We start from the raw sequence: 21046 nt of genomic DNA, 5'->3' as shown, positions 1-21046 counted from the left end.
ATTTCGCTAAGGTGTTGTCCCATGTCTTACCTCGAACTCAGTATTGAAGAACGTGCCAGCATCCAAGTGGGTCAAGCCCAAGGGATGAGCCTTCGGCATATTGCCCAGCTCCTGGGGCGAGCTCCTTCAACCATCTCTCGTGAAATACGCCGTAACCAAATGGCCCAGAACGGTTACTGCGCCCGGTACGCCCAACGTCAGCGAGAAAAGCGTCGAGAGGTCTGTCGTCCTGCGCGTAAGCTTTTGCCAGGCACCGAGCGGTTTGATCTCATCGTGCATATGTTGCGGCGATGCTTGTCTCCCGAACAAATTAGCGGCAAGCTCAAGACGATGAAACTCCCTGATTTGCGCGATGCCTACGTCTGCCGAGAGACCATCTACACGGCCATTTATGCCTTGCCTGTTGGCCACCTTCGCAAGGAACTGATTCACTGCTTGCGACAAGGTAAAACCACACGCAAGCCTCGCCGTGGCGAAGTGGATCGACGTGGACAGATCCCTGACATGGTCAGCATTCACTTACGTCCGCCCGAGGTCAGTAAGCGTGAAATGCCCGGCCACTGGGAAGGCGATCTGATCAAAGGTAAGAATAACGCGTCCGCGGTAGGCACCTTGGTAGAGCTTAGCAGTGGCTATCTGATCCTCGCAAAAATGGACGACGCCACCGCCACATCCGCCGTAGCAGGGTTTAGTGCCGCCCTGAACCGAATGCCGGCCACCGCTCGAAAAAGCATGACCTATGATCAGGGGCGTGAAATGGCACAGCATGCAAAAATCACTCAAGAAACGGGCGTTGCGATTTATTTTTGCGATCCCCACAGCCCCTGGCAACGTGGGGCCAATGAGAATATCAATGGTCTTATCCGTCAATATTTACCGAAAGGAACGGACCTTTCAGCACATAGCCAGGAAGAGCTGGACGCCATTGCCTTTGAGCTGAATATGCGACCTCGAAAACGCTTTGGATTTAAATGTCCGATAGAAGTGATGAGCGAGCTGATGGCCAAGTACCATGAAAGCCCATCAACCATCCAATGAGTGTGTTGCACTCAGAGTCTGCATCCGCCCGATACCCACGATGCCCCGACGTTGGAGCTACTTCGCCGAGCGATCGCCGAGACCCCCATCTTGACCAGCGAAGGCGCAGTACATGTCACGGTAAGCATTGGTGCCTGCCAAGTGAAGCCGAGAGGCAGCGCGGAGCACTGGGAGGAAGACCTACGCCGTGCCGATATGGCACTGTATCGCGCCAAGAAAGAGGGACGTAATCGCGTTCGATGGCATATGCCGAGTAAGGAGACCAGTTTTACATAGGTGGGCTGGCGGCGCAGCGGTGAGTTGCCTAGGCTAGTGATTGACACCTGATGATCGAGTCTCTATAACGCTATTTCACCCACTACCTAGAGCTTCCATGTTCCTCCTCATCACGATTGCTACGTTCTCAATCGCGTTCTCCTTTCTGTGTTCTATTCTAGAGGCAGCGCTGCTGTCGATTACGCCGAGCTACATTGCCAAGCAAAAAGAAGACAATCCAAAGCTGCATACAGCGCTGACCAAGCTGAAAACCAATATCGACCGGCCGTTAGCCGCGATTTTGACCCTCAACACCATTGCCCACACGGTTGGTGCAACGGCCGTTGGTGCCCAAGCGGCGGTCGTATTCGGCGAGTCTTCCATCGCGATCGTCTCTGCCGTCATGACCATGTTGATTCTGGTCCTGTCAGAGATCATCCCCAAAACGATCGGCGCCACCTACTGGCGCGGCCTGGCTCCGCTGTTGCCGAAGCTTTTGAACCCGATGATCATTGGGCTGCTGCCCTTCATCTGGATGTCGGAGCAAATTACGCGTCGTCTAGGCAAATCTGAGCACGATGTGGACCTGCGTGACGAAATCAAAGTGCTCGCGCGAGTGGGTCTCGAAGAGGAGGTGCTGGATGCTGACGAATCACGCACCATCATCAACATGCTCAACCTGCACGATATTCTGGTGAACAAGGCCATGACGCCGCGCACCGTGTGCGAAACCGTGCCACCGAACATGACCGTCAGCGAATTCGACGAGCAGTACGGGAAAGCACCGTTCACCCGTTTCCCGGTGATGGACAACGGCGAGCAGGCGTTTGGGTATGTGCATAAGGCCGATATGTACCACGCCGACGACACCAAAACGATGCGTGAGTTGATGCATCCCATTGGCAGCGTCGACGTCTCCAATAATGTGGAGCAGGTCTTCACCTCCATGTTGAAAGATCACCTTCATATGCGAGTGGTCTACGATGAGCACGGCACCTTCGTGGGGCTGATCACGCTGGAGGACATTATCGAGACTATCTTGGGTCAAGATATCGTCGATGAAACCGACAGCGTGGCGAACCTGCGCCACTACGCGAAACAGCGCTGGGTCAAGCGGATTAAACGCGAAGAGAAAGACGTGAAACCGGCAGAGTGAACGCCGCCGTCATCTCATTGTCTTTAGCGCTAAACGTTCTATAGTGAAGGCGTTGAAAGTCATATAAGGTATGAGAACCACTTCACGTTAACGAGGAGCAACGATGTCATTACGTATCAATGCAGTCGTGCCTGATTTCGAAGCAGAGACGAGCCACGGTCCGATCCGTTTTCACGATTGGATCGGCGACAGCTGGGCGATTCTGTTCTCACACCCAAAAGATTTCACGCCGGTATGCACCACGGAGTTCGGCGCCGTCGCAACGCTGAGTGCCGAGTGGGAGAAGCGTGGCACCAAGGTCATCGGTGTGTCCGTCGATGGTGTAGAGGATCACAAGCGCTGGGCTGGCGACATCGAAACCGTGAGCGGCAGCAGCGTCGGCTTCCCGATCATTGCGGATGAGAGTCTCAAGGTCTCCAAGCTGTTCGATATGCTGCCGGAAGATGCTTACCTGCCCGATGGCCGCACCCCCGCCGACAGCGCTACGGTGCGTTCGGTCTTCATCATCGGTCCAGACAAGCAGCTCAAGCTTTCCATGACCTACCCGATGACCGTTGGCCGTAACTTTGCGGAAATTTTGCGCGCGTTGGACGCGCTGCAAACCACGGCAAAGCATGGCATTGCCACTCCGGCGGATTGGACGGTTGGCCAGGATGTTATCATCCCGCCCAGCGTCTCAGACGAAGACGCCAAGCAGAAATTCGGTGAGTTTGATGCCGTACTGCCTTATTTGCGCAAGACCAAGCTGCGTTAAGCACGCCGATAGTACGCGTTAAAGATAGTACGCGTTAAAAAAGCCCCGTCAGCACAAGCTGGCGGGGCTTTCGTGTTCCTAGGGCGTCACCGTTAGGAAGGTTCGAGCGTCAGACGTTCAATGGAGTGAGAAACGCTCTGTGCCCCTTGAAGAATTTCGTTCACGATCGACTCGATCTCCTGCACGCTGGTCTGGCTGGTTTGTCCCTGTTCCACTACCTGCTGCATCGCCTCAGTGGTGCGCAACACCAAGGCGCTATTCTCCTTGAGCACTCGGGTGATCTCGTTGACGGCATCGCTAGAGCCTCGGGCGAGCTGACGCACCTCGTTAGCTACGACTGCAAAGCCGCGCCCCTGCTCGCCCGCCCGTGCGGCTTCCACCGCCGCATTGAGAGAGAGCAAGTTGGTTTGGCTGGCAATTTGAGCAATCGTGTTGGCCGTTTTATTGATCTGCTCTGCCTGTGTATTGAGATCGCTAATCAAGCGCTGCGCGTCTCCCAGCGTGCTGCTGGCATGCTGAAAGTGAGTGATGACTTTACGCAGATGCTCAAGCCCCTCTTGTGCAATGCGCTCGGTCTGATTGGAAGAGGTACGAGCGCTGCCCACGGTGGCGCGAGCGGCTTCGGATGCTTCCATGGCGCGGGTAATGTCCGTGGCGAATTTCACCACCTTCACCACCTTGCCATCATCGTCCACGATGGGGTTGTACGTGGCTTCCAGCCATACCACGCGGCCCTTTGCATTCAAGCGCATGAACTTGCCTTGCTTGAACTCACCCTTGGCGAGCTGCTTCCAGAAGTCTGGGCGCTGCTGGTAGAACTCCTTCGTGCAGAACATACGATGATGCTCGCCACGGATGTCATGTAGCGAATAGCCCATGGCCTGCTCGAAGTTGCGGTTGGCGTCCAGAATGTAGCCATCGGGGGTGAACTCGATGACCGCCATCGAGCTATCCAGCGCCTGTAAGATGGCACGTTCACGAGCGGCGCGCTGATGCTTCTCGGTGACGTTGCTGGCCACTTTGAACACCTGCACGACGTTGCCTCGGCGATTTTTGATAGGAACGTAGGTGGCCTCTAGCCAAACCTCTTCACCGTAGGCATTGATACGGCGAAAACGTCCTTGCTGACCCTCTCCTGCGGCCAGCGCTTTCCAGAAGGCGGTATACGCTGCGCTCTGGGTGTCTTCTGGATAGCAGAACATACGGTGATGCTGCCCTTTGATCTCGTCCAGAGAGTAGCCCACCGTTTCTAGAAATAGCGGGCTAGCATCCTGAATGATGCCCTCGACAGAGAAGTAGATACAGGCCGTGTGCTGGGCCAGAGCGGCACGTAAATTTCCAGAGGAAAAGGGGCTGAACATGGGGGCAGACTCTCAAACGCAGTATTGTAAATGCGCTTAGAATAGACCAGTTTCTTATAGAAAACACTGTTTTGTATCGGTGTGGCACAAAATGTCACAATGGTAAGGTTAAGTATCTGTTTTAACGTAAGTTAACGATTAGGGGCAGGTAGGTGGGGTCGCCGTGGCGGAAAACCCGAGATGAGTAAACCAGGCGCTGGCGCTGCCGCCTGCGTTGTCCCCGTCGCTCATCAAGGCGATGCCGTGAATCTCGTCGGGCGCACTGCCAAACAGCGTTCGGTAGTCGGCGCGCACATCACGGACTTCTGCCTGCCACTGGCCGACGTTGTGTTCGCCACTTTGTAGGGCCAGAAGATGGGCGCGGTCGGTGAATGCGTTGGGCCAATGAGTGCCTTGCGGCTGTTGGGAAGCCCAGACGTAGTTTACGGATTCGACTTGCCAAGGCAGCAGGCCGGTTTTCCGGGCGACGTACACCCTCGCCGGATAGTCGTCGCCCGCTTGGGTGGTTTCGTCCAATCCTGGGTAGATCCCGCTCACTTGCCAGCACCAGTGCAGATACGGTGTGGCGTTCAGGTCGATGGTTCGCTCAAGATAGCGAGCGGAGGCTTGCCCCAAGGCATCTGCTTGAAGCACGCGCTGGCCGGATTTTTCCACCACCCGGTACTGCGTTTCTCCAGCGAAGCTACGCGTTGGCCATGTCATCATTCGCTCCGGTGTAAAGCGCACCTCCTGTGCCAAGGCCGCATGCGCGATGACGCTACTGACGCCCAGGCCCATGACCAAGCGTTGCCAAGCCGCATAGGACAGCGTGTGGTTCGGTCTTTGGCTACGCGTCATGGCGGTCATCTCCGGCGGGGGCCGCAGGGTGGCGGTGTCCTAGGTCGTGCATGAGATCGAACTGGCGCGCGCAAGCTCGGCAGGCGCTACAAATGGAGAGGTGTACACGCAGCGCCGTGCGCTCTTTGAAAGTCAGCTTTCTATCCAACTTGAGCGACATCAAGCGCGTCGCTTCTCGGCACATCAGCATACGGATTTACTCCTGCTCGCGAATCCAGCCGCGCTCTAAGCACTCTCGAAGGCGCAGCCGAGCCCGGTGTAAAATAACCCAACAGTTGGTTTCGGAGACGCCGGCCTCCTTACAGATATCGTCAGTGGAGAGCCCCATCAACTCCCGCAGGCTGAAGATACGGGCAATGTTCTCGGGGAGGGCAAGCATGCAGGCGTCGAACACTTGCCAAAAGCGCTGATTGTCGAGCACATGCTCAGGCTGCCCCCAGTCGTTGGGTCGCGCGTTGGGTTGCCAATGCCCATTGGCTTCGAACAGGCGGTCTAAGGTATCGTCATCGAGATCCTCGTTCAGCGGCTGCCAGCGCCCCTGCTTTTTTTGATGGCGCAGCTGATCGAGAATTTTGAATTTCAAAATGCCGAATACCCAGGTTTCGAACTCTGAGCGGCCCTCGAAGGTGGCGCTTTTTTCGAAGGCAGTCAGCAGCGTTTCCTGGACGGCATCTTCAGCGGCGGCGGCATCTCTGAGCTGCAAGCGCGCAAAGGCGACTAGGCGAGGGCGCATGTGGCTGAAGTGCGTAGCGGCCAGCGAAGCGGTGATGGTCACGGTGTCCCCTTGTCGTTGTTTATTCCTTCTCATCGCACATCGAGTTTACGATATTCATGGAAAATACGCTGTTATTAGGATTTTTAGGCAGTTTGGTGGCTGGGCTATTGACCGCCGTGGGGGCGTTGCCCGTGCTGCTGGGCAAAACGCCAAGTCGGGGGTTTCGTGATTTAGCGCTGGGCTTTGCGGCCGGGGTGATGCTGGCGGCTTCGTTTTTTTCCCTGATCATTCCTGCCCTGGAGGCCGCAGAAATCTACTACGCCGGTGGTCCGGTGCCCGCAGCGCTGGTATGCACTGCGATTTTGCTCGGCATGGGGGCCATTGCGCTGCTCAACGAAGGTTTGCCGCACGAACACTTCCAGCAGGGGAGAGAGGGGCCGGAAGCCGCTTCGCTGCGTCGCGTATGGCTGTTTGTGTTTGCCATTGCGATTCATAACCTGCCGGAAGGGCTGGCGGTCGGTGTGGGTTTCGGTGCCAATGGCTTAGAGGGTGGAATGCCGCTGGCGCTTGGCATTGGCTTGCAGAACATGCCGGAAGGGTTAGCGGTGGCCGTCGCGCTGATGGGGGAGGGCTACTCCAAGTGGCGCTCCTGGTCGATCGCGGCGCTGACCGGACTCATCGAGCCGATTGGCGGGCTGTTTGGCGCCAGCGTCGTCACCGTGTCTCAAGTGCTGCTGCCTTGGGGGTTGGCGTTTGCGGCAGGGGCCATGCTCTACGTGATCAGCCATGAGATCATTCCCGAAACCCACCGCTGCGGCCACCAGAAGAAAGCGACGTTTGGCCTAGCGATGGGCTTGGTGATCATGCTGTTTCTCGATGTGTGGCTGGGCTAGGCTCAGCCTTTTAAGTGCTCCACCAGCGCCTGGGCGAAGGTATCGGTGGTGCCGGTGCCGCCCATGTCGGGCGTGACCATATCGCGGCGATTCTCTAGCACGGCGCGAATCCCCTGACGAATGGCATCCCCCTTGGCGGTCATGCCGAGGTGGTCGAGCATCTGGGCGGCGGCGAGCAGCAGGGCGCAGGGATTGGCAATTTTCTTGCCTGCAATGTCCGGCGCCGAGCCGTGTACCGCTTCGAAAATCGCCGCTTTTTTACCGATGTTTGCCCCTGGGGCGAGGCCCAAGCCGCCTACTAGGCCAGCGCACAGGTCAGAAAGAATATCGCCGAACAGGTTGGTGGTGACGACCACATCGAACTGATGAGGGTTCATGACCAGCTGCATGCAGGCGTTATCCACGATCATCTCTTGGAATTCGATTTCGGGATACTCGCTGGCGATGTCGCGGGCTACGTCTAAAAATAGGCCGGAGCTGGTTTTGATGATGTTGGCTTTGTGAACGGCGGTGACTTTCTTGCGGCCATTCTGCTTGGCCAGCTCGAAGGCGTAGCGCACGATGCGCTCGGAGCCTTGGCGGGTCACTTTGATCACCGAGATGCCGGTATTGCCGTCATCGATCATTTCTTGACCGTCGGAGAGGTAAGCCCCTTCGGTGTTTTCCCGCACGGTGATCATGTCGATATCATCGTAGCGGGAGCGGGTGCCCGGAAAGCTGATGGCGGGGCGCACGTTGGCATAGAGGTCAAAGTGGCGGCGTAGCTGCACGTTAATCGATGAAAAGCCCTTACCAATCGGCGTGGTGAGCGGGCCTTTCAGGGCAATGCCGTGCTTTTCGATGGCATCCAACGAGGCTTGAGGAATCAGCGTGCCGTGCTTGTCGAGTGCGACCAAGCCCGCATCGATGAATTCGTAGGTCAACCCGCACTCGAGTGAGTCGAGCACTTGCAGGGTGGCGTCCATGATCTCAGGGCCGATGCCGTCACCTTTGATCACTGCGACTGTCTGGCTCATGTGCGGGTCCTCTCGTTCGGTAGCGTGGGGAAGATCAAGATGTCGAGAAGGCGACGGTAGTATCGCCGTGTGGGTGCCATGGTAAGCCAAGCTTGGGGGAAAGGTCATCGTCTAAACGTCTAGGGCGACGGGTGCGAACGGGCCTGTTTGCTGGTAGAATACCGCGCTCAAGACGACTGGAACGCACTTGGCTGCCGCTCCTCGCCTGAATAACGATGATAGAACAGCAAGGTTTATCTGTAATGAACAATGTCATGGCAGCCGTTGCTCTGCCGACACCAGGGCTGATGACTCCACCCTAGGTTTTCCCCTCCTTATCAGCGCCATAACGCTCTTCGCGTTATATCGGTGCTATGGCACCCCGTTGCCGCTATTTAGCTATCGGCGCATGTGCGTCTTCGATTGGTAGCATTCATCCGACAATCTATTCCTAACGTGCGCTCTTGTGCTGCCTTTGTGTGCGGCTGCGGTGCGCAATGTCTTTAACCCCCTAACCATGGACTCCCTGAATGGCACTTTTCAGTAAGCATGAGTGGTTCTCTAACATTAAGGGCGACACGCTCTCAGGTATTGTCGTCGCGCTGGCGCTAATTCCTGAAGCGATCGCCTTTTCCATTATCGCGGGCGTGGACCCGAAAGTGGGGCTGTATGCCTCGTTCTGTATTGCGGTCGTTATCGCCTTTACCGGTGGCCGCCCCGGCATGATCTCTGCGGCCACCGGGGCGATGGCGCTGCTGATGGTGACACTGGTGAAAGAGCACGGGCTCGAGTATTTGCTGGCCGCCACGCTGCTGACCGGGGTGCTGCAAATCATTGCGGGTTACCTGCGGCTGGCGGAACTCATGCGCTTCGTCTCTCGTTCGGTGGTCACTGGGTTCGTGAATGCGCTGGCGATCCTGATTTTCATGGCGCAACTGCCGGAGCTGACCAACGTGACGTGGCACGTGTATGCCATGACGCTGGCAGGCCTGGGGATTATCTATCTATTCCCTTATTTGCCGATGATTGGTAAATCGGTGCCTTCGCCGCTGGTATGCATCGTGGTGCTGACGGTGGTGTATATGGTGAGCGGTATGGATATTCGCACCGTGGGCGACATGGGCGAACTGCCCGACACGCTGCCGGTTTTCCTGTGGCCGAACGTGCCGCTGACTTTCGAAACGCTGATGATCATCTTCCCTTATGCGATCATGCTGGCAGTCGTGGGCCTGTTGGAATCGATGATGACCGCCACGATCGTGGACGATCTGACCGACACGCCCAGCGACAAGAACCGCGAGTGTAAAGGTCAGGGCGTCGCCAATATTGGTGCGGGTTTAATGGGTGGTATGGCCGGTTGCGCAATGATCGGACAGTCGGTGATCAACATCAAATCGGGGGGGCGTACGCGTTTATCGACGCTGATTGCGGGCGTGGTGCTGTTGCTGATGGTAGTGTTCTTGGCCGATTGGGTATCGCAAATCCCCATGGCGGCACTGGTGGCGGTGATGATCATGGTCTCGATTGGCACCTTTAGCTGGGCCTCCATTCGCGATCTGAAAAAGCATCCGATGAGTACCAATATCGTCATGCTGGCGACCGTCGCGGTCACGGTGGGAACGCATAACCTCGCCATTGGGGTTTTCGTGGGCGTACTGCTGGCAGCACTGTTCTTTGCCAACAAAGTCGGCAATATCATGTACGTGGGGTCGAAAGAGGTAGAGGCCGGCACACAGCGCGAGTATCAAGTGGTAGGGCAGGTGTTCTTTGCCTCTTCCGAGCGCTTTATGGCGGCGTTCGATTTCAAAGAGAGCATCGATAAGGTGACCATCAATCTCTCCAAGGCGCACTTTTGGGATGTCACCGCCGTTCAGGCGCTGGATCGCGTGGTGATCAAGTTCCGCCGTGAAGGAACCGAGGTAGAGCTGATAGGCCTGAACGAAGCCAGCGCTACCGTAGTAGACCGCTATGCCGTTCATAACGACCCGGTCGCAGTCGATAAACTGATGGGCGGCCACTAACTCTCACGGGCACCCTGTCATCGCCGACGCTTACTTGCCGTAAGCGTCGGCTTTTTTGTGACCTGAGCTGGGGATTAGCCGCTTCGGCACCCAGCGAAGGTATGCGACCATACCCAGCAGCTCGACCAGCGATTGGCATACGATGATGACCACCGCGGCTTGCCAACCGTTGGGCAGGGTGAGTGCAATGGGTAACATGACGAAGGAATTACGGGTGCCGAAGCTAAACACCAGGGTGCGAGTGCTGGTGGGCGGCAGGTTAAAGAGGTGGCCAAGCGCTTTGCCCAGCCACGCTGCAACGATCAAGAAGCCTACGAAGATCAACACTGCCTGCCAGAGAAGCTGACGCAAGGCCAACACTTGAGCGACTTGAGTAGCCGCAATGATCAGCACCACGCATGCCAAGAGCGGTACCGGCATCCAACCCAGTGCACGGGTAGCCCGTTCGATGGTGATGAATTTCTGCGCTGCGCGCTCGGTGAACCAGGCGAGCAGCAGGGGCAGCACCATCAAACTCAAAAAGGCGCTCAGTAGCGCAGGGGAGAGTGTCAATTGCAACCATTCGCTGCCTAGCAATAGCCATAGATAGGCCGGTAGTGCCGCCATCTGCACGAGCAGCAACAGGGGCGTCGCGGCAATGGCTCGGGCAGCGTCGCCTTTACCTAAATGCGCAAAAGTAACAAACCAGTCGGTGCAAGGCATCAGTAGCACCAATAGGATGCCCGCCAGCACGGGTGGCGGGAGGGGAAGCCACACCACTAACACGCCCAGCAGCGCAGGAATCACAACAAAGTTGCCTACCAACAGCGCCGTCATGAAGCGCGTATCTTGAAGACTTTGCGTTATTTGCAGCAGCGGGATTTGGGTGAAGGTGGCGAAGAGCAGGAAACCGAGCAGCGGCCATAGCGCCTGCCCAAACGCTGCCATCGCTTCTGGCGCCAGCAGGCCCAGGCAGAGCCCAAGCGCGATAAACGCTAGATAGATCCATGACTGCTGCTGTTCGAGCTGTTCGCGTTTCAAGAGATTAGGTCACGGTTGCTTTCAAAAAGGCTAGGCGCTCGCCCACCCAGGCGGCGGCGACGCACAGTGGTAAGCTGCCTACGCCGTAAAGCAGCGCCAGCCCTAGGTGGCTCTGCTGCGTCAGGCGCAGCGTTTCCAGGCTAAAGAGCGAAAAGGTAGTGAAGCCGCCGCAAAATCCTGCTATCAGCAGCGGTTGATGTCGTGCCAGCGCGCCTCGAGGCAGGCGGGACGTCGTCGCGGCTAGCCAGCCGATGAGGCAGGACCCCAACACGTTGACCAGCAGCGTCCCCCAAGGGAAGTGACTACCTAGCACGGCCATCGACACCAGCGAGACGCCATAGCGCAGCACGCTCCCCAGAGCGCTGCCAAGGCCGACGGCGAGATAGGCGTTAACGTTCATCGAGGGCTCCTCTTCAACCCTGAGCCAGCCACCAGCCCAATGCTGCCATGGCGATGCCCAGCAGTAGCGTAGCGACCATGTTGAGCGCGGCACGCATCGCCTGGCCGCGCTGGAACAGCTCAAGGGTCTGTAAGCTAAACGATGATACCGTGGTATAGCCACCGAGCAGGCCCGCTATCGCAAATAGCCAAAACGGTTGTGCGTTAGGCACGCCGTAAATGCCTAGCAGCCCTCCAGCAAAAAATGCACCGCTGGCATTTACAAGCAGCGTGCCCCACGGGAAGGCATTACCCAGTAAATGGGCCATGGCATTGGAGACGGCAAAGCGTGCCATCCCGCCCAGTGCGCCGCCCAAGCCGACAAGTACGACGTTGGTGATGCCATGTCCCATATGACGCCTCGCGCTGTGTTGGTGAAAATCGCTAGGCGGCTAAGTGTAACACCGCAAGGGAGCGCGCGCAGACAGCGGCAGTCGAGCAAAAAAGCAGGCGCTACGGTGTTGCCGATCCGCCTCTTCGTGTACAAAAGAGTCAGAATAACGATAACTTTTCATGCACTCGCGCAAGGAGACGCCCTTATGTCTGATTACGTGTTAGCAGCCATCGACGGTTCTCACTACTCAGAAAGTGTGTGTGACTATGCGGTGTGGGCCGCCACGGCACTCTCAGCCCCGCTGCGTTTTCTGCACACCGTCGACAATCACGCCCAGGTCGCAGAGCCTGACCTGACGGGCCATCTCGGCCTAGGCACCCGGGAGCACCTGTTGGAACAGCTCTCGGACATCGAAGAGCAGCGCGGAAAACTGGCCCGCGAACAGGGGCGGTTAATGTTGAATGCCGCGAGGGAGCGAAGCGAGGCGGCCGGCTTTTCAGAACCTCCCTGCATGCAGCGCAACGGCACCCTCGTGGATACTCTGGCGGAACATGAGAAAGAGATCCGACTGCTGGTGCTTGGTAAGCGAGGAGAAACGGCGCATCAGGCCAGCGGCCACCTTGGGTCTAACCTCGAGCGTGTCGTTCGCGAGCTTCATCGGCCCATTTTGATGGTGCCCAAAACGTTCACCCCGCCCAAGCGCATTCTCATGGCCTTCGATGGTAGCAACACGGCCCGTAAAGGGGTAGACATGCTGGCCAAAAGCCCGCTCTTTGACGGTGCAGAGTGTCACGTGGTGATTGTCGGGGCGGACACTGCAGAGAACCGCTCCCAGCTTGAGTGGGCTACCGAGGCCCTTCGCTCTGCGGGGCACCAAGCCGAGGGGGCGATTCGTGCGGGGGAGGTCGAAGAAGCACTACGTGCCTATAAAGAGGAGCAGGAAATCGATCTTCTCGTGATGGGCGCATACGGCCACTCGCGCATTCGTCATTTGCTAGTGGGCAGCACCACCACGGCAATGCTGCGTCACGCCCACTTGCCGGTCTTGATTTTACGCTGAGCCATGAGGGCCGCATAGCGTTGGCCGCTGCGCCGTCGGGCGGCGGCCAACGGTGCGATTCAAGCGAGGCTGGTCGCCACTTGCTGGGCAGCATGAGCAGGCTGTGCCGCATTGATTCCAGAAAGCACGGCTTTGAGTGACGCGCTCACCGTGTCGCTATCTTCCGCGACGGCGCATACGCGCTGACCATCGATGTTGAGCTGCACAAACGCGATGGCGTTGGCTTCACTATCGCCGCCCAGCGAGTGCTCGCTGTAATCGAGTATGGCAACGTGGCTGCCGGTATGGCGTTTCCAAGCGTCGGTGAAGGAGGACATCGCGCCATTCCCCGTGCCGGATAAACGCAGCGTGTCGGCACCTTGCCACAGCGTGATATCGATTCCCTCCTGCTGCCCCTTCGACAGCCGATAGTCGGCCAGCGCGAGCGGCGCACCATGGGAGAAATGATCGAACATCACTTGGCGAATCATCTCGCTGGAGAGTTCGCTATTACGGCGTTCGCTCTCTTTTTGCACGTAGGGAGCCAGCGCGAGCATCATCCAACGAGGCAGGTTGATGCCGTAGTCGCGCTCCAGCAGAAAGGCCATGCCGCCTTTACCCGACTGGCTGTTCACCCGAATGACGGCCTGATAATCCCGGCCAATGTCGTGAGGGTCGATGGGCAGATAGGCCACTTGCCACGGTTCGTCGGGTTTTTGATGTTTGAGCGACTTACGAATCGCATCCTGGTGGCTGCCAGAAAAAGCGGTATACACCATCTCACCCACCCAGGGGTGGCGGGGGTGCATCGCAATCCCGGTGCACTCGTGCACTACTTGAATGATCTCGTCGGGATTGGAAAGATCCAGCTCAGGGTCGATGCCCTGGCTATAGAGGTTCATGGCCAGCGTGACGATGTCCATGTTGCCGGTGCGTTCACCATTACCCAACAAGGTACCCTCGACCCGGTCGGCCCCCGCCAGCAGCGCCAGCTCCGCGGACGCCACGGCGCCGCCCCGGTCATTATGGGTATGCACCGAAATGATCACGCTGTCGCGGCGGCTAATATGCTGGCAGAAGTACTCGATCTGATCAGCGTGATGGTGGGGGCCTGCCACTTCCACGGTGGTGGGCAAATTGAGAATGCACTTGTTGTCTGAGGTGGGCTGCCAGACATCCATCACCGCTTCGCAGATGGCCAGCGAGAAATCGATTTCGGTGCTGGAGAAGCTCTCCGGCGAGTACTGAAAGCGCCAATCAACCTCGGGATACTGTTCGGCATACGTCTTCACCCACGTCGCCCCTTGAACGGCGATATCGGTGATACCGTCGCGGTCCATCTCGAACACCCGCTCTCGTTGGATCGTGGACGTGGAGTTGTACAGGTGAATGATGGCGCGCTTGACGCCCACCAATGACGCGAACGTTTTTTCGATCAGGTGTTCCCGGCACTGCACGAGCACGGCGATGGTCACGTCGTCAGGAATTTGATCCTCTTCGATCAACCAGCGCACGAAATCGTAATCCGGCTGGCTAGCGGAGGGAAAGCCGACCATCACTTCCTTGATACCGACCTTGATGATCTGATGCCAGAAGCGCTGTTTCTGTTCGACCGTCATCGGCTCGAGCAGGGCCTGATTGCCATCGCGTAGGTCTTCGCTCACCCAGATGGGCGCTTGGGTCAGCTCCCGGTCGGGCCACTGACGGTCAAACGTGGGCACCCGTGGAGCAGGACGATATTTGCGATGATCAAAAGCAGGCATGGTGAGTTTCCTGAAAACGGTGAGTTGTTTGGGGCGGCTGCTTGTGGCGCAAGCCGCTCGAGCGTGCTCTGTCAGGGTAAGAAGAGCCTTGGGGGACGCCTGGGTAAGGCGTCAATCGAGGACCGCTTGTGGCAGTCAACACAGTCTAAGGCATGGGTCGCGACAGGTTATTGCGAAAATATGGCTTTTTCAGGATTTAATGGCAGAATATATCAATAACTATTTTTAAATTGGCAGGAGTTACCGACATGGCTACCGCGCCTTTGACGCTCGACCGTTTCGACCGCCGTATTCTGGAGGTCCTGCAGCAGGAGGGACGCATCAGCAATCAGGAGCTTGCCGAGCGCATCGGGCTATCGCCTTCGCCCTGTTTACGGCGCGTGCGGGCCTTGGAGGAGCATGGGCTGATTACCCAATATCGGGCAGTGGTGGATGCGCGCCCGCTCGGGTATCAGCTCATGGCGCTTTTGCATATCTCGATGGACCAGCACACGCCCGAGCGCTTCGATAACTTCGAACGTCATATCCGTAACATTCCCAACGTGGTGGAGTGTTTGATCATTACCGGACAAGCGGCGGATTTTCAGCTCAAAATTCTGGTGAAGGACATGGATGATTACCAACACCTGCTCCTCCACGTGATCAACCGTATCGAAGGGGTCACCGGGGCCCACACGAGCTTCGTACTGCGCCGCGTGTTCGAGCATCGCCCCGTGCCGACCTAAGGCTCGCTGGCTAACGAAGCATAGGCAGCGGCTGGGTAGCGGTTTACACTGCCTTTTTGCATCGACCTAGGAGAACGAACTATGAGCATTCAGCGTCATGATACAAAAGCCCGCATGAGCCGTGCGGTGATTCATCAGGGCGTGGCCTATTTGTGCGGCCAGGTGGCGGGCCCCGACGCGCGCCATGGCGATATCACCGCCCAGACCGAGAGCATGCTGGCGCGGGTCGATGCACTGCTGACAGAGATCGGCTCCAGCCGTGAGCAGCTGCTGAGCGCCACGATTTACCTGAAAGATGGCGGTGATTTTGCCGCCATGAACGCGGTATGGGATGCCTGGGTACCGGAAGGTCATGCACCGGCACGCACCTGCGTATGCGCGCCAATGCCTGCCGACGAGTTGAAAGTCGAGATTACCGTGACGACGGCGGTGGATGCGTAACCCTAGCGACGCTTATTTGGTGGGTTTTTCCACTGGAAACCGAGTATCGCGCAGGCTGTCCTTGATCTTTTTTAGGTGCGGCAAGAAATCTTCGCCGCGCCTAAGCGTCACCCCAGTGGCGAGAGCATCGATCAGCGTAAGTTGAATGACCCGCGAAGTCATCGGCATGTAGTGGTCGGTATCTTCGGGAGTGGCGACTTCCAGCGTGGCCGTGCACTCCTGCGAGAGCGGAGAGTCTGGCGCGGTAATCCCCAACACCACGGCGCCAGCCTCTCTGGCTACCTTGGCAATGTCGACCAGCTCACGCGTGCGCCCGGTGTAGGAGATGATCACCACCACATCGCCGGTATGGCAGGCCGCTGCCACCATGCGCTGCATCAGCACGTCGACGTACGCCATGACCGGCAGGTTGAAGCGGAAGAATTTATGCTGGGCGTCCTGCGCGACGGCGCCGGATGCCCCCAACCCAAAAAAGTGAATCTGCTTGGCTTGCGTCAGATAATCCACCATCCGCTCGACGGCCGCCATGTCCACTTCCCGCTGAGCTTCATCAAGCGCGGCAATGGTCGCCCCAAAGATTTTATGGGTGTACTGCGTGGCGGTATCGCCGGGTTCGACGGCGCGGGTTACATAAGGCGTGCCGCCTGCTAGGCTTTGGGCCAGTTTGATTTTGAAATCGGGATAGCCCTTGGCGCCGAAATTACGGCAGAACCGGTTGACGGTAGGCTCACTGACGCTCGCCGCTTGGGCGAGGCTGGCGATGCTCAGGCTGGTGGCCGCTGCGGGATCTTCCAAGATGACGTTCGCGACTTTACGCTCAGAGCGGTTCAATTCTTCCAAGCGTTCCCGTAAGCGTTCTAGCAGGTCATGCGCCATTAACTGACTCCGTGGCAAGCGTTAGATGTGAATGGGGTGTCCAGTCCCTGCACCAGCGATAGAACTCATCGGCGGGCAGCGGACGAGCATAGTAATACCCTTGTGCAGCTTCGCAACCAATTGAACGTAAGTAGTCGGCCTGGGCCGCGGTTTCGATGCCTTCGGCCACCACGTTGCAGCCCACGGCATGGGCAAGCTGGGTGATGGTGAGCGCTAGATGCCGGTCGATTGGATCTTTTTCGATGTCCATGACGAAGGCACGGTCGATTTTCAACGTCGAGAACGGCAGCGTTTTGACATATGCCAGCGACGAGTGCCCGGTACCAAAGTCATCGATGGCCACGGCTATGTTCACCTCGGCCAGTTGTGCTAGCTGAATGCGCGCATTGTGCATATCACTAAGCAGGCCCGACTCGGTGACTTCCAGGGCGAAAAACCGCTCCGGTATGCCGTGCTTGGCCAGGCGAGCTAGCAGGTTTTCGGCAAAGTCCTTACGCGCCAGCTGGCGCGCCGCCACGTTCACGGCAATATGGAAATTGTCGTCCAGCAGCCCCTTGGCCCGCCAGTCGGCAATATAGCGCATGGCTTCTTCCAGCACCCATTCGCCAATCGAGAGGATATCACCGCTCGCCTCTGCCAGCGGAATGAAATCGCCGGGAGAGACGTGGCCCAGCTCTGGGTGATGCCAGCGTAGCAGCGCCTCAGCCCCGATCACGCGCTGGGTCTCGAGCGAGAGCTTGGGCTGAAAGGCGAGCGACATTTCCCCGCGCTGGGTCGCGCCACGAATGGCCTGCTGCAGATGCAGCCGATGGCGCTGCTGGTTTTCCAGGGTTTCGTTGTAGCTTTGCAGCCTGAGTGAGCCGCTTTGCGGCAGCGCCAGGGCGGCCATGTGCACCAAGCGCTCGGTCTTGAAATGGCCTTGAGACCAGCTGATGCCGATGCGGGCGTTCAGCGGTAGCAGCAGGTCGCCCAAGGTTTGATCGTGCTCGAAGCAGCTCAGCAGTCGCGAGGCCAACTGGCGCAGCTCGCTCAGCTCGGCCGTTGGGGTGATCACCAAGAGCTCGCTGCCGCCCCACAGCCCGAGCGTGCTGCTCGCTTCCAACTGATCGTCGAGCCGATGGCTGATATGCACCATGAGCTGGTCGGCAATGCCGTAGCCATGTAAACGGACGACATCATCGAGGTGATCCAGCGCGATGAACAACAGCCCCGTGGGGCGGCCCTGTCGCGCCGCGTCGGCCAGGTACTGCGTTAGCGCCCGCCGGTTGGGTAGTTGGGTGATGGGGTCGGTACGCGACTGGCGGTCCAGCTCTTCGGTGCGCTTGGCGACCATTTGCTCAAGCGTTTCGGCCTGCTTGTCGCGCACCTGATAGCGATGCTCCACGCTTAGGGTGTTGCGTATCCGCTGCAGCACTTCGTCATGCTTGAAGGGTTTGGTCAGAAAGTCGCGCACTCCCATGCTTAACGCTCGGTGACGCGTTTCGTCATCGATTTGTGCGGTCAGCACGATAACCGGCGGCGTATGTTCGGCAAACGTTGACTGCAGCTGCTCCATGACGCCGTAGCCATCGAGGTAGGGCATACGAATGTCGAGCAAGATCAGGTCGGGGAGTGCCGCTTGACAGTGCGCCAGCACAAGCCGCGGGTCGCTGAGGCCGTGCACATTGTCGAATCCCTGGTCGTCCAGCAGGTCCAGCAGTAACTCGACGTTGATGCTGTTGTCATCCACTACCAGTAGATGCTTGTTCATAAACGTCATGGCGCCTTCCTTGGTGTTTCTGTGACAGAGGCTGCCGATACGTAGCGACTCAGTGTCGAGGAGAGTTGGTCGATATCAATCGGCTTGGTGAGATAGTCGGCAAACCCAGCGGCTAAACCGTGCGCTCGGTCGCGCTCCATGGCGTTTGCGGAGAGTGCCACCACCGGAATATGCTGCAATCGCGGATCGTGCTGAATCGCATCCAACGCTTGATAGCCGTTCATGCCGGGCAAATGAATGTCCATCAGCACCAAATCGGGGGGAGAGTGGCGCATGATGTCGAGCCCCAACTCGGCACTGGTGACGGTCTGCAGCCGCACTTGATCAAAATCCTCCATGATATCTTCCATCAAACGCTGGTTAGTGGGGTTGTCTTCGATATACAGCAGGTGTAGGCGGCGCGGGTTCGCCGCGGCGTTGGATAGCGTTCTCGCCACCGATGACTCATTCGGGGGACTGGCCTCGGTGAGCGGAAGCGTGAACCAGAAGGTGGCGCCCTGCCCAGGCGTGCTCGTCACACCGATCTGCCCCCGCATGCGCTCCACCAACTCACGGGTGATCGCCAGCCCAATACCGGTGCCTTCGATGGTGCCATGCTCGGCATCGAGCCGATTGAACGGTTCGAAGAGTTCGTGTTGGCGCTCCGGCGCGATGCCATACCCAGAATCCGTCACGCGAACGCACAGCTCGCTGCCCTGCTGTTCGACGGTCATCCGTATCGAACCTTGCGGGCGATTGTATTTGATGGCGTTGGAGAGCAGGTTGAGCAGCACCTGCTTGGTACGGGTGTAGTCAGCGGCCACCTGCCATGGCTTGGCCAGCGGCGGGCGCTGAAGCGTCAGCCCGGCGGCATCGATACTGGCTTCCAGCGTGCTGCAGGCGTCGTCGATCACGCCCTCCATTGCAATGGGCTCGATGGAGAGCGTCATGTGGCCTGACTCGATTTTGGCCAAATCAAGCACTTCGTTGATCAAGCTCAGCAGGTGCTGCCCGCTCTTTTCGATTTGATTGACCTGGCGCTGCTGCTTCTCGCTGAGCGGGTCGCGGCGCCCTTTGCCCAATAGCTGCGCAAACCCGAGGATGGCGTTAAGCGGTGTGCGCAGCTCGTGGCTCATGGACGACAGGAACTCGCTTTTCGCCTTATTGGCCTGTTCGGCCTGATCTCTAGCGGCAGCAAGATCCCGGGTGACCTGCTCACGCTTGGCCATCTGCCGGTACAAATTGATCAGCAGGGCACAGGTGTCGGTAAACGGCTGCAGCCAATCCAACAGCGTCTGGCTGAGCGTTTGCTGGCTGTTGGCAATGGCGAACATGCCAATCAGCTTATCACCGCTGAAAATCGGCGCACCCAAGTAGTTGTCGATTCGCGGATGGCCGGTAGGGAAGCCGCCACGCTGGGCGTGGTGATACACGTCGTCGGTGATCACCACGTCGCCGTGGGCGAATACGCGTCCCAGCAACGAGTCGGGGTTAGTCAACCTCATATCCCCGCTGCGTAGCTGCTCCATCAAATGGCGCGATTCATCGCTCCAGGAGAGATCGGTGATGGCGTGAATTTTGAGGGCGTTCGTGGTGCTCGTCGGCAGCACTTCGCCAATCAGCGCATAATCGCTGTCGGTCAGCTCACGCAGCGCTTCCATGAGGAAGGACCACAGCTGCTCGCCGGACATCAAGGCTTGGTAGTCGGTAATTCCCTGGTGCAGCACCTTCAACAGGCTCTGCTCTTTATGCATTCGGTGGTTGGCGTCGTACACATCGCTCAGGTTGGTGAGAATGCCGAGAAACTCCACCACCTCGTCCTGTTCGTTGTGAATGGCGTTGACCGCAAGATGAACGGGGACGAGACGCCCCTCTTTATGCAGCGCCTCCACTTCCCGGCCTCGACCGATCACCTTGGGGTCGCTGCCCGTCAGAAAGCGCGCGATAAAGTGGTCGTGCTCCGCGCGAATCGCGGGCGGTGTTAGCATCGAGACGTTACGGCCAACGACCTCCTGTTTGGTATAGCCCAGCATCGTGAGCGCATAGGGGTTGATGCCCAGCACTTTGCCTTCGCGGTCGATACGCACGATGCCGGTTGCGCTCTCATTGAACAACGCCTCGTAACGCCGGGTGACCTGCGAGAGGGTATGACGCATTTGGTGCTGGCGTAGCAGCTCGTCCACTTGTCCTGCCAAGCGAGCCAGTATCTGCCTGTCTCGCGCCGAGAAAGTGCGAGGCCGGTCGCTGATCAAGCACAGGGTGCCCACGGCCAGCTCTCCGGTGGGTCTGAGCGGATGTCCGGCGTAAAAGCGGATATGGGGCATCCCTTGCACCAGCGGATTGTCGGCAAAGCGTGGATCATCGCCGGTATCTTCGATGACCAACGGCGTATTGGCAGCGACCGCATGGGCACAAAAGGAGATCTCGCGACGGGTTTCGCAGGCATCAAGCCCATGATGCGATTTGAACCACTGACGCTCCTCGTCCACGAGCGACACCAGCGCGGTCGGAACGTCGAAGAGATCGCAGGCAAGCTGGGTCAGCTGCTCGAAAGCGTCGTCGATGGGCGTATCGAGGATGCGTAACGCATGCAAGGCTGTCAGGCGCTGTGATTCATTCTCCGGTCGCTCGGCGGCTTGCATGGCGT

The 21046-nt window shown here is 58.2% G+C and carries 21 protein-coding genes; 9 read left to right on the top strand and 12 right to left on the bottom strand.

All coding sequences use genetic code 11. The annotated features are described in order from the left end of the window. Positions 1 to 21: 21 nt before the first annotated feature. The 4 genes from AB6K10_RS18760 to AB6K10_RS18745 all read left to right on the top strand — a co-directional run bounded on the left by AB6K10_RS18760 (position 22) and on the right by AB6K10_RS18745 (position 3203). The gene (locus AB6K10_RS18760) at positions 22 to 1038 is read left to right on the top strand and encodes an IS30 family transposase (RefSeq protein WP_339117984.1); all 1017 of its coding nucleotides are present in this window, start codon (positions 22 to 24) and stop codon (positions 1036 to 1038) included. After that, positions 1039 to 1314 (top strand): GGDEF domain-containing protein, encoded by a 276-nt coding sequence (locus tag AB6K10_RS18755; RefSeq protein WP_368473628.1) that lies wholly within the window; start codon positions 1039 to 1041, stop codon positions 1312 to 1314. 97 nt (positions 1315 to 1411) lie between these two features. Next, positions 1412 to 2449 (top strand): CNNM domain-containing protein, encoded by a 1038-nt coding sequence (locus tag AB6K10_RS18750; RefSeq protein ID WP_159343034.1) that lies wholly within the window; start codon positions 1412 to 1414, stop codon positions 2447 to 2449. Between the two features lie 103 nt (positions 2450 to 2552). Beyond that, on the top strand, positions 2553 to 3203 hold the full coding sequence (locus AB6K10_RS18745) for a peroxiredoxin (protein WP_253017723.1): 651 nt from the start codon (positions 2553 to 2555) through the stop codon (positions 3201 to 3203). Positions 3204 to 3295: 92 nt separating this feature from the next. Here the strand turns inward: AB6K10_RS18745 and AB6K10_RS18740 are convergent, their stop codons facing one another. The 4 genes from AB6K10_RS18740 to AB6K10_RS18725 all read right to left on the bottom strand — a co-directional run bounded on the left by AB6K10_RS18740 (position 3296) and on the right by AB6K10_RS18725 (position 6176). After that, the gene (locus AB6K10_RS18740; RefSeq protein WP_339119566.1) at positions 3296 to 4564 is read right to left on the bottom strand and encodes a PAS domain-containing methyl-accepting chemotaxis protein; all 1269 of its coding nucleotides are present in this window, start codon (positions 4562 to 4564) and stop codon (positions 3296 to 3298) included. 138 nt (positions 4565 to 4702) lie between these two features. Beyond that, entirely contained in the window at positions 4703 to 5401 is a 699-nt protein-coding gene (locus AB6K10_RS18735; protein WP_253017725.1) for a DUF3047 domain-containing protein, read from the bottom strand. After that, the gene (locus AB6K10_RS18730; protein WP_253017727.1) at positions 5391 to 5591 is read right to left on the bottom strand and encodes a zf-HC2 domain-containing protein; all 201 of its coding nucleotides are present in this window, start codon (positions 5589 to 5591) and stop codon (positions 5391 to 5393) included. Before AB6K10_RS18730 ends, AB6K10_RS18735 begins: the two co-directional genes overlap by 11 nt. A gap of 6 nt (positions 5592 to 5597) precedes the next feature. Further along, a complete protein-coding gene (locus AB6K10_RS18725; RefSeq protein ID WP_339119565.1) occupies positions 5598 to 6176 on the bottom strand; it encodes a sigma-70 family RNA polymerase sigma factor in 579 nt (192 codons plus the stop codon). A gap of 56 nt (positions 6177 to 6232) precedes the next feature. On the opposite strand from AB6K10_RS18725, the gene AB6K10_RS18720 reads away from it, so the two are divergent. After that, entirely contained in the window at positions 6233 to 7009 is a 777-nt protein-coding gene (locus tag AB6K10_RS18720; protein ID WP_159343029.1) for a ZIP family metal transporter, read from the top strand. Between the two features lie 2 nt (positions 7010 to 7011). On the opposite strand, the gene AB6K10_RS18715 is transcribed toward AB6K10_RS18720, so the two are convergent. Then, positions 7012 to 8025 carry an isocitrate dehydrogenase gene (locus AB6K10_RS18715; RefSeq protein ID WP_339119564.1) on the bottom strand — a complete coding sequence of 338 codons (1014 nt, stop codon included), beginning with the start codon at positions 8023 to 8025 and terminating at the stop codon, positions 7012 to 7014. A gap of 509 nt (positions 8026 to 8534) precedes the next feature. Here AB6K10_RS18715 and AB6K10_RS18710 point away from each other — a divergent pair. Next, a complete protein-coding gene (locus tag AB6K10_RS18710; RefSeq protein ID WP_339119563.1) occupies positions 8535 to 10025 on the top strand; it encodes a SulP family inorganic anion transporter in 1491 nt (496 codons plus the stop codon). Between the two features lie 30 nt (positions 10026 to 10055). Here AB6K10_RS18710 and AB6K10_RS18705 read toward each other — a convergent pair whose 3' ends face one another. The 3 genes from AB6K10_RS18705 to crcB (AB6K10_RS18695) are packed head-to-tail and all read right to left on the bottom strand — an operon-like array spanning position 10056 to position 11836. Further along, the gene (locus AB6K10_RS18705; RefSeq protein WP_339119562.1) at positions 10056 to 11045 is read right to left on the bottom strand and encodes an arsenic resistance protein; all 990 of its coding nucleotides are present in this window, start codon (positions 11043 to 11045) and stop codon (positions 10056 to 10058) included. A 4-nt stretch (positions 11046 to 11049) separates the two neighbouring features. Next, on the bottom strand, positions 11050 to 11445 hold the full coding sequence (gene crcB / locus AB6K10_RS18700) for a fluoride efflux transporter CrcB (RefSeq protein WP_339119561.1): 396 nt from the start codon (positions 11443 to 11445) through the stop codon (positions 11050 to 11052). Positions 11446 to 11458: 13 nt separating this feature from the next. Then, on the bottom strand, positions 11459 to 11836 hold the full coding sequence (crcB, locus tag AB6K10_RS18695; RefSeq protein WP_339119560.1) for a fluoride efflux transporter CrcB: 378 nt from the start codon (positions 11834 to 11836) through the stop codon (positions 11459 to 11461). Positions 11837 to 12022: 186 nt separating this feature from the next. Between crcB (AB6K10_RS18695) and AB6K10_RS18690 the strand changes: the two genes are divergently transcribed. Then, positions 12023 to 12877 (top strand): universal stress protein, encoded by an 855-nt coding sequence (locus AB6K10_RS18690; protein WP_339119559.1) that lies wholly within the window; start codon positions 12023 to 12025, stop codon positions 12875 to 12877. Between the two features lie 59 nt (positions 12878 to 12936). Here the strand turns inward: AB6K10_RS18690 and AB6K10_RS18685 are convergent, their stop codons facing one another. Next, positions 12937 to 14619, bottom strand: a complete 1683-nt coding sequence (locus AB6K10_RS18685; RefSeq protein WP_339119558.1) for a 2-isopropylmalate synthase — start codon at positions 14617 to 14619, stop codon at positions 12937 to 12939. A gap of 248 nt (positions 14620 to 14867) precedes the next feature. On the opposite strand from AB6K10_RS18685, the gene AB6K10_RS18680 reads away from it, so the two are divergent. Both AB6K10_RS18680 and AB6K10_RS18675 read left to right on the top strand, forming a co-directional pair. Next, positions 14868 to 15344: an Lrp/AsnC family transcriptional regulator gene (locus AB6K10_RS18680; RefSeq protein WP_285262983.1), complete on the top strand. Its 477-nt coding sequence runs from the start codon at positions 14868 to 14870 to the stop codon at positions 15342 to 15344. Between the two features lie 81 nt (positions 15345 to 15425). Then, positions 15426 to 15785 (top strand): RidA family protein, encoded by a 360-nt coding sequence (locus AB6K10_RS18675; protein ID WP_159343021.1) that lies wholly within the window; start codon positions 15426 to 15428, stop codon positions 15783 to 15785. Positions 15786 to 15797: 12 nt separating this feature from the next. Here the strand turns inward: AB6K10_RS18675 and hexR are convergent, their stop codons facing one another. From hexR to AB6K10_RS18660, 3 genes are read right to left on the bottom strand one after another with little or no spacing between them, the layout of a single operon-like run. Continuing rightward, complete coding sequence (gene hexR / locus AB6K10_RS18670; RefSeq protein ID WP_159343020.1) at positions 15798 to 16661, bottom strand: transcriptional regulator HexR; 864 nt, start codon at positions 16659 to 16661, stop codon at positions 15798 to 15800. Beyond that, entirely contained in the window at positions 16651 to 18420 is a 1770-nt protein-coding gene (locus AB6K10_RS18665; RefSeq protein ID WP_339119557.1) for an EAL domain-containing protein, read from the bottom strand. Before AB6K10_RS18665 ends, hexR begins: the two co-directional genes overlap by 11 nt. Beyond that, the gene (locus tag AB6K10_RS18660; RefSeq protein ID WP_339119556.1) at positions 18417 to 21041 is read right to left on the bottom strand and encodes an ATP-binding protein; all 2625 of its coding nucleotides are present in this window, start codon (positions 21039 to 21041) and stop codon (positions 18417 to 18419) included. Before AB6K10_RS18660 ends, AB6K10_RS18665 begins: the two co-directional genes overlap by 4 nt. Positions 21042 to 21046: the final 5 nt, after the last annotated feature.

Source organism: Halomonas sp. BMC6, from assembly GCF_964204995.1.
In the GTDB taxonomy this organism is placed as follows: domain Bacteria; phylum Pseudomonadota; class Gammaproteobacteria; order Pseudomonadales; family Halomonadaceae; genus Vreelandella.
Note: the sequence above shows the minus strand (reverse complement) of the source record. Positions and strands in the feature narration are given on the sequence as shown.

Bases quoted from the DNA above. Each gene is read 5' to 3' on its own strand.
- AB6K10_RS18760 (WP_339117984.1), top strand. From the start codon at position 22: ATGTCTTACCTCGAACTCAGTATTGAAGAACGTGCCAGCATCCAAGTG.
- AB6K10_RS18750 (WP_159343034.1), top strand. From the start codon at position 1,412: ATGTTCCTCCTCATCACGATTGCTACGTTCTCAATCGCGTTCTCCTTT.
- AB6K10_RS18745 (WP_253017723.1), top strand. From the start codon at position 2,553: ATGTCATTACGTATCAATGCAGTCGTGCCTGATTTCGAAGCAGAGACG.
- AB6K10_RS18740 (WP_339119566.1), bottom strand. From the start codon at position 4,564: ATGTTCAGCCCCTTTTCCTCTGGAAATTTACGTGCCGCTCTGGCCCAG.
- AB6K10_RS18735 (WP_253017725.1), bottom strand. From the start codon at position 5,401: ATGACGCGTAGCCAAAGACCGAACCACACGCTGTCCTATGCGGCTTGG.
- AB6K10_RS18730 (WP_253017727.1), bottom strand. From the start codon at position 5,591: ATGCTGATGTGCCGAGAAGCGACGCGCTTGATGTCGCTCAAGTTGGAT.
- AB6K10_RS18720 (WP_159343029.1), top strand. From the start codon at position 6,233: ATGGAAAATACGCTGTTATTAGGATTTTTAGGCAGTTTGGTGGCTGGG.
- AB6K10_RS18715 (WP_339119564.1), bottom strand. From the start codon at position 8,025: ATGAGCCAGACAGTCGCAGTGATCAAAGGTGACGGCATCGGCCCTGAG.
- AB6K10_RS18710 (WP_339119563.1), top strand. From the start codon at position 8,535: ATGGCACTTTTCAGTAAGCATGAGTGGTTCTCTAACATTAAGGGCGAC.
- crcB (WP_339119561.1), bottom strand. From the start codon at position 11,445: ATGAACGTTAACGCCTATCTCGCCGTCGGCCTTGGCAGCGCTCTGGGG.
- crcB (WP_339119560.1), bottom strand. From the start codon at position 11,836: ATGGGACATGGCATCACCAACGTCGTACTTGTCGGCTTGGGCGGCGCA.
- AB6K10_RS18690 (WP_339119559.1), top strand. From the start codon at position 12,023: ATGTCTGATTACGTGTTAGCAGCCATCGACGGTTCTCACTACTCAGAA.
- AB6K10_RS18685 (WP_339119558.1), bottom strand. From the start codon at position 14,619: ATGCCTGCTTTTGATCATCGCAAATATCGTCCTGCTCCACGGGTGCCC.
- AB6K10_RS18680 (WP_285262983.1), top strand. From the start codon at position 14,868: ATGGCTACCGCGCCTTTGACGCTCGACCGTTTCGACCGCCGTATTCTG.
- AB6K10_RS18675 (WP_159343021.1), top strand. From the start codon at position 15,426: ATGAGCATTCAGCGTCATGATACAAAAGCCCGCATGAGCCGTGCGGTG.
- hexR (WP_159343020.1), bottom strand. From the start codon at position 16,661: ATGGCGCATGACCTGCTAGAACGCTTACGGGAACGCTTGGAAGAATTG.
- AB6K10_RS18665 (WP_339119557.1), bottom strand. From the start codon at position 18,420: ATGACGTTTATGAACAAGCATCTACTGGTAGTGGATGACAACAGCATC.
- AB6K10_RS18660 (WP_339119556.1), bottom strand. From the start codon at position 21,041: ATGCAAGCCGCCGAGCGACCGGAGAATGAATCACAGCGCCTGACAGCC.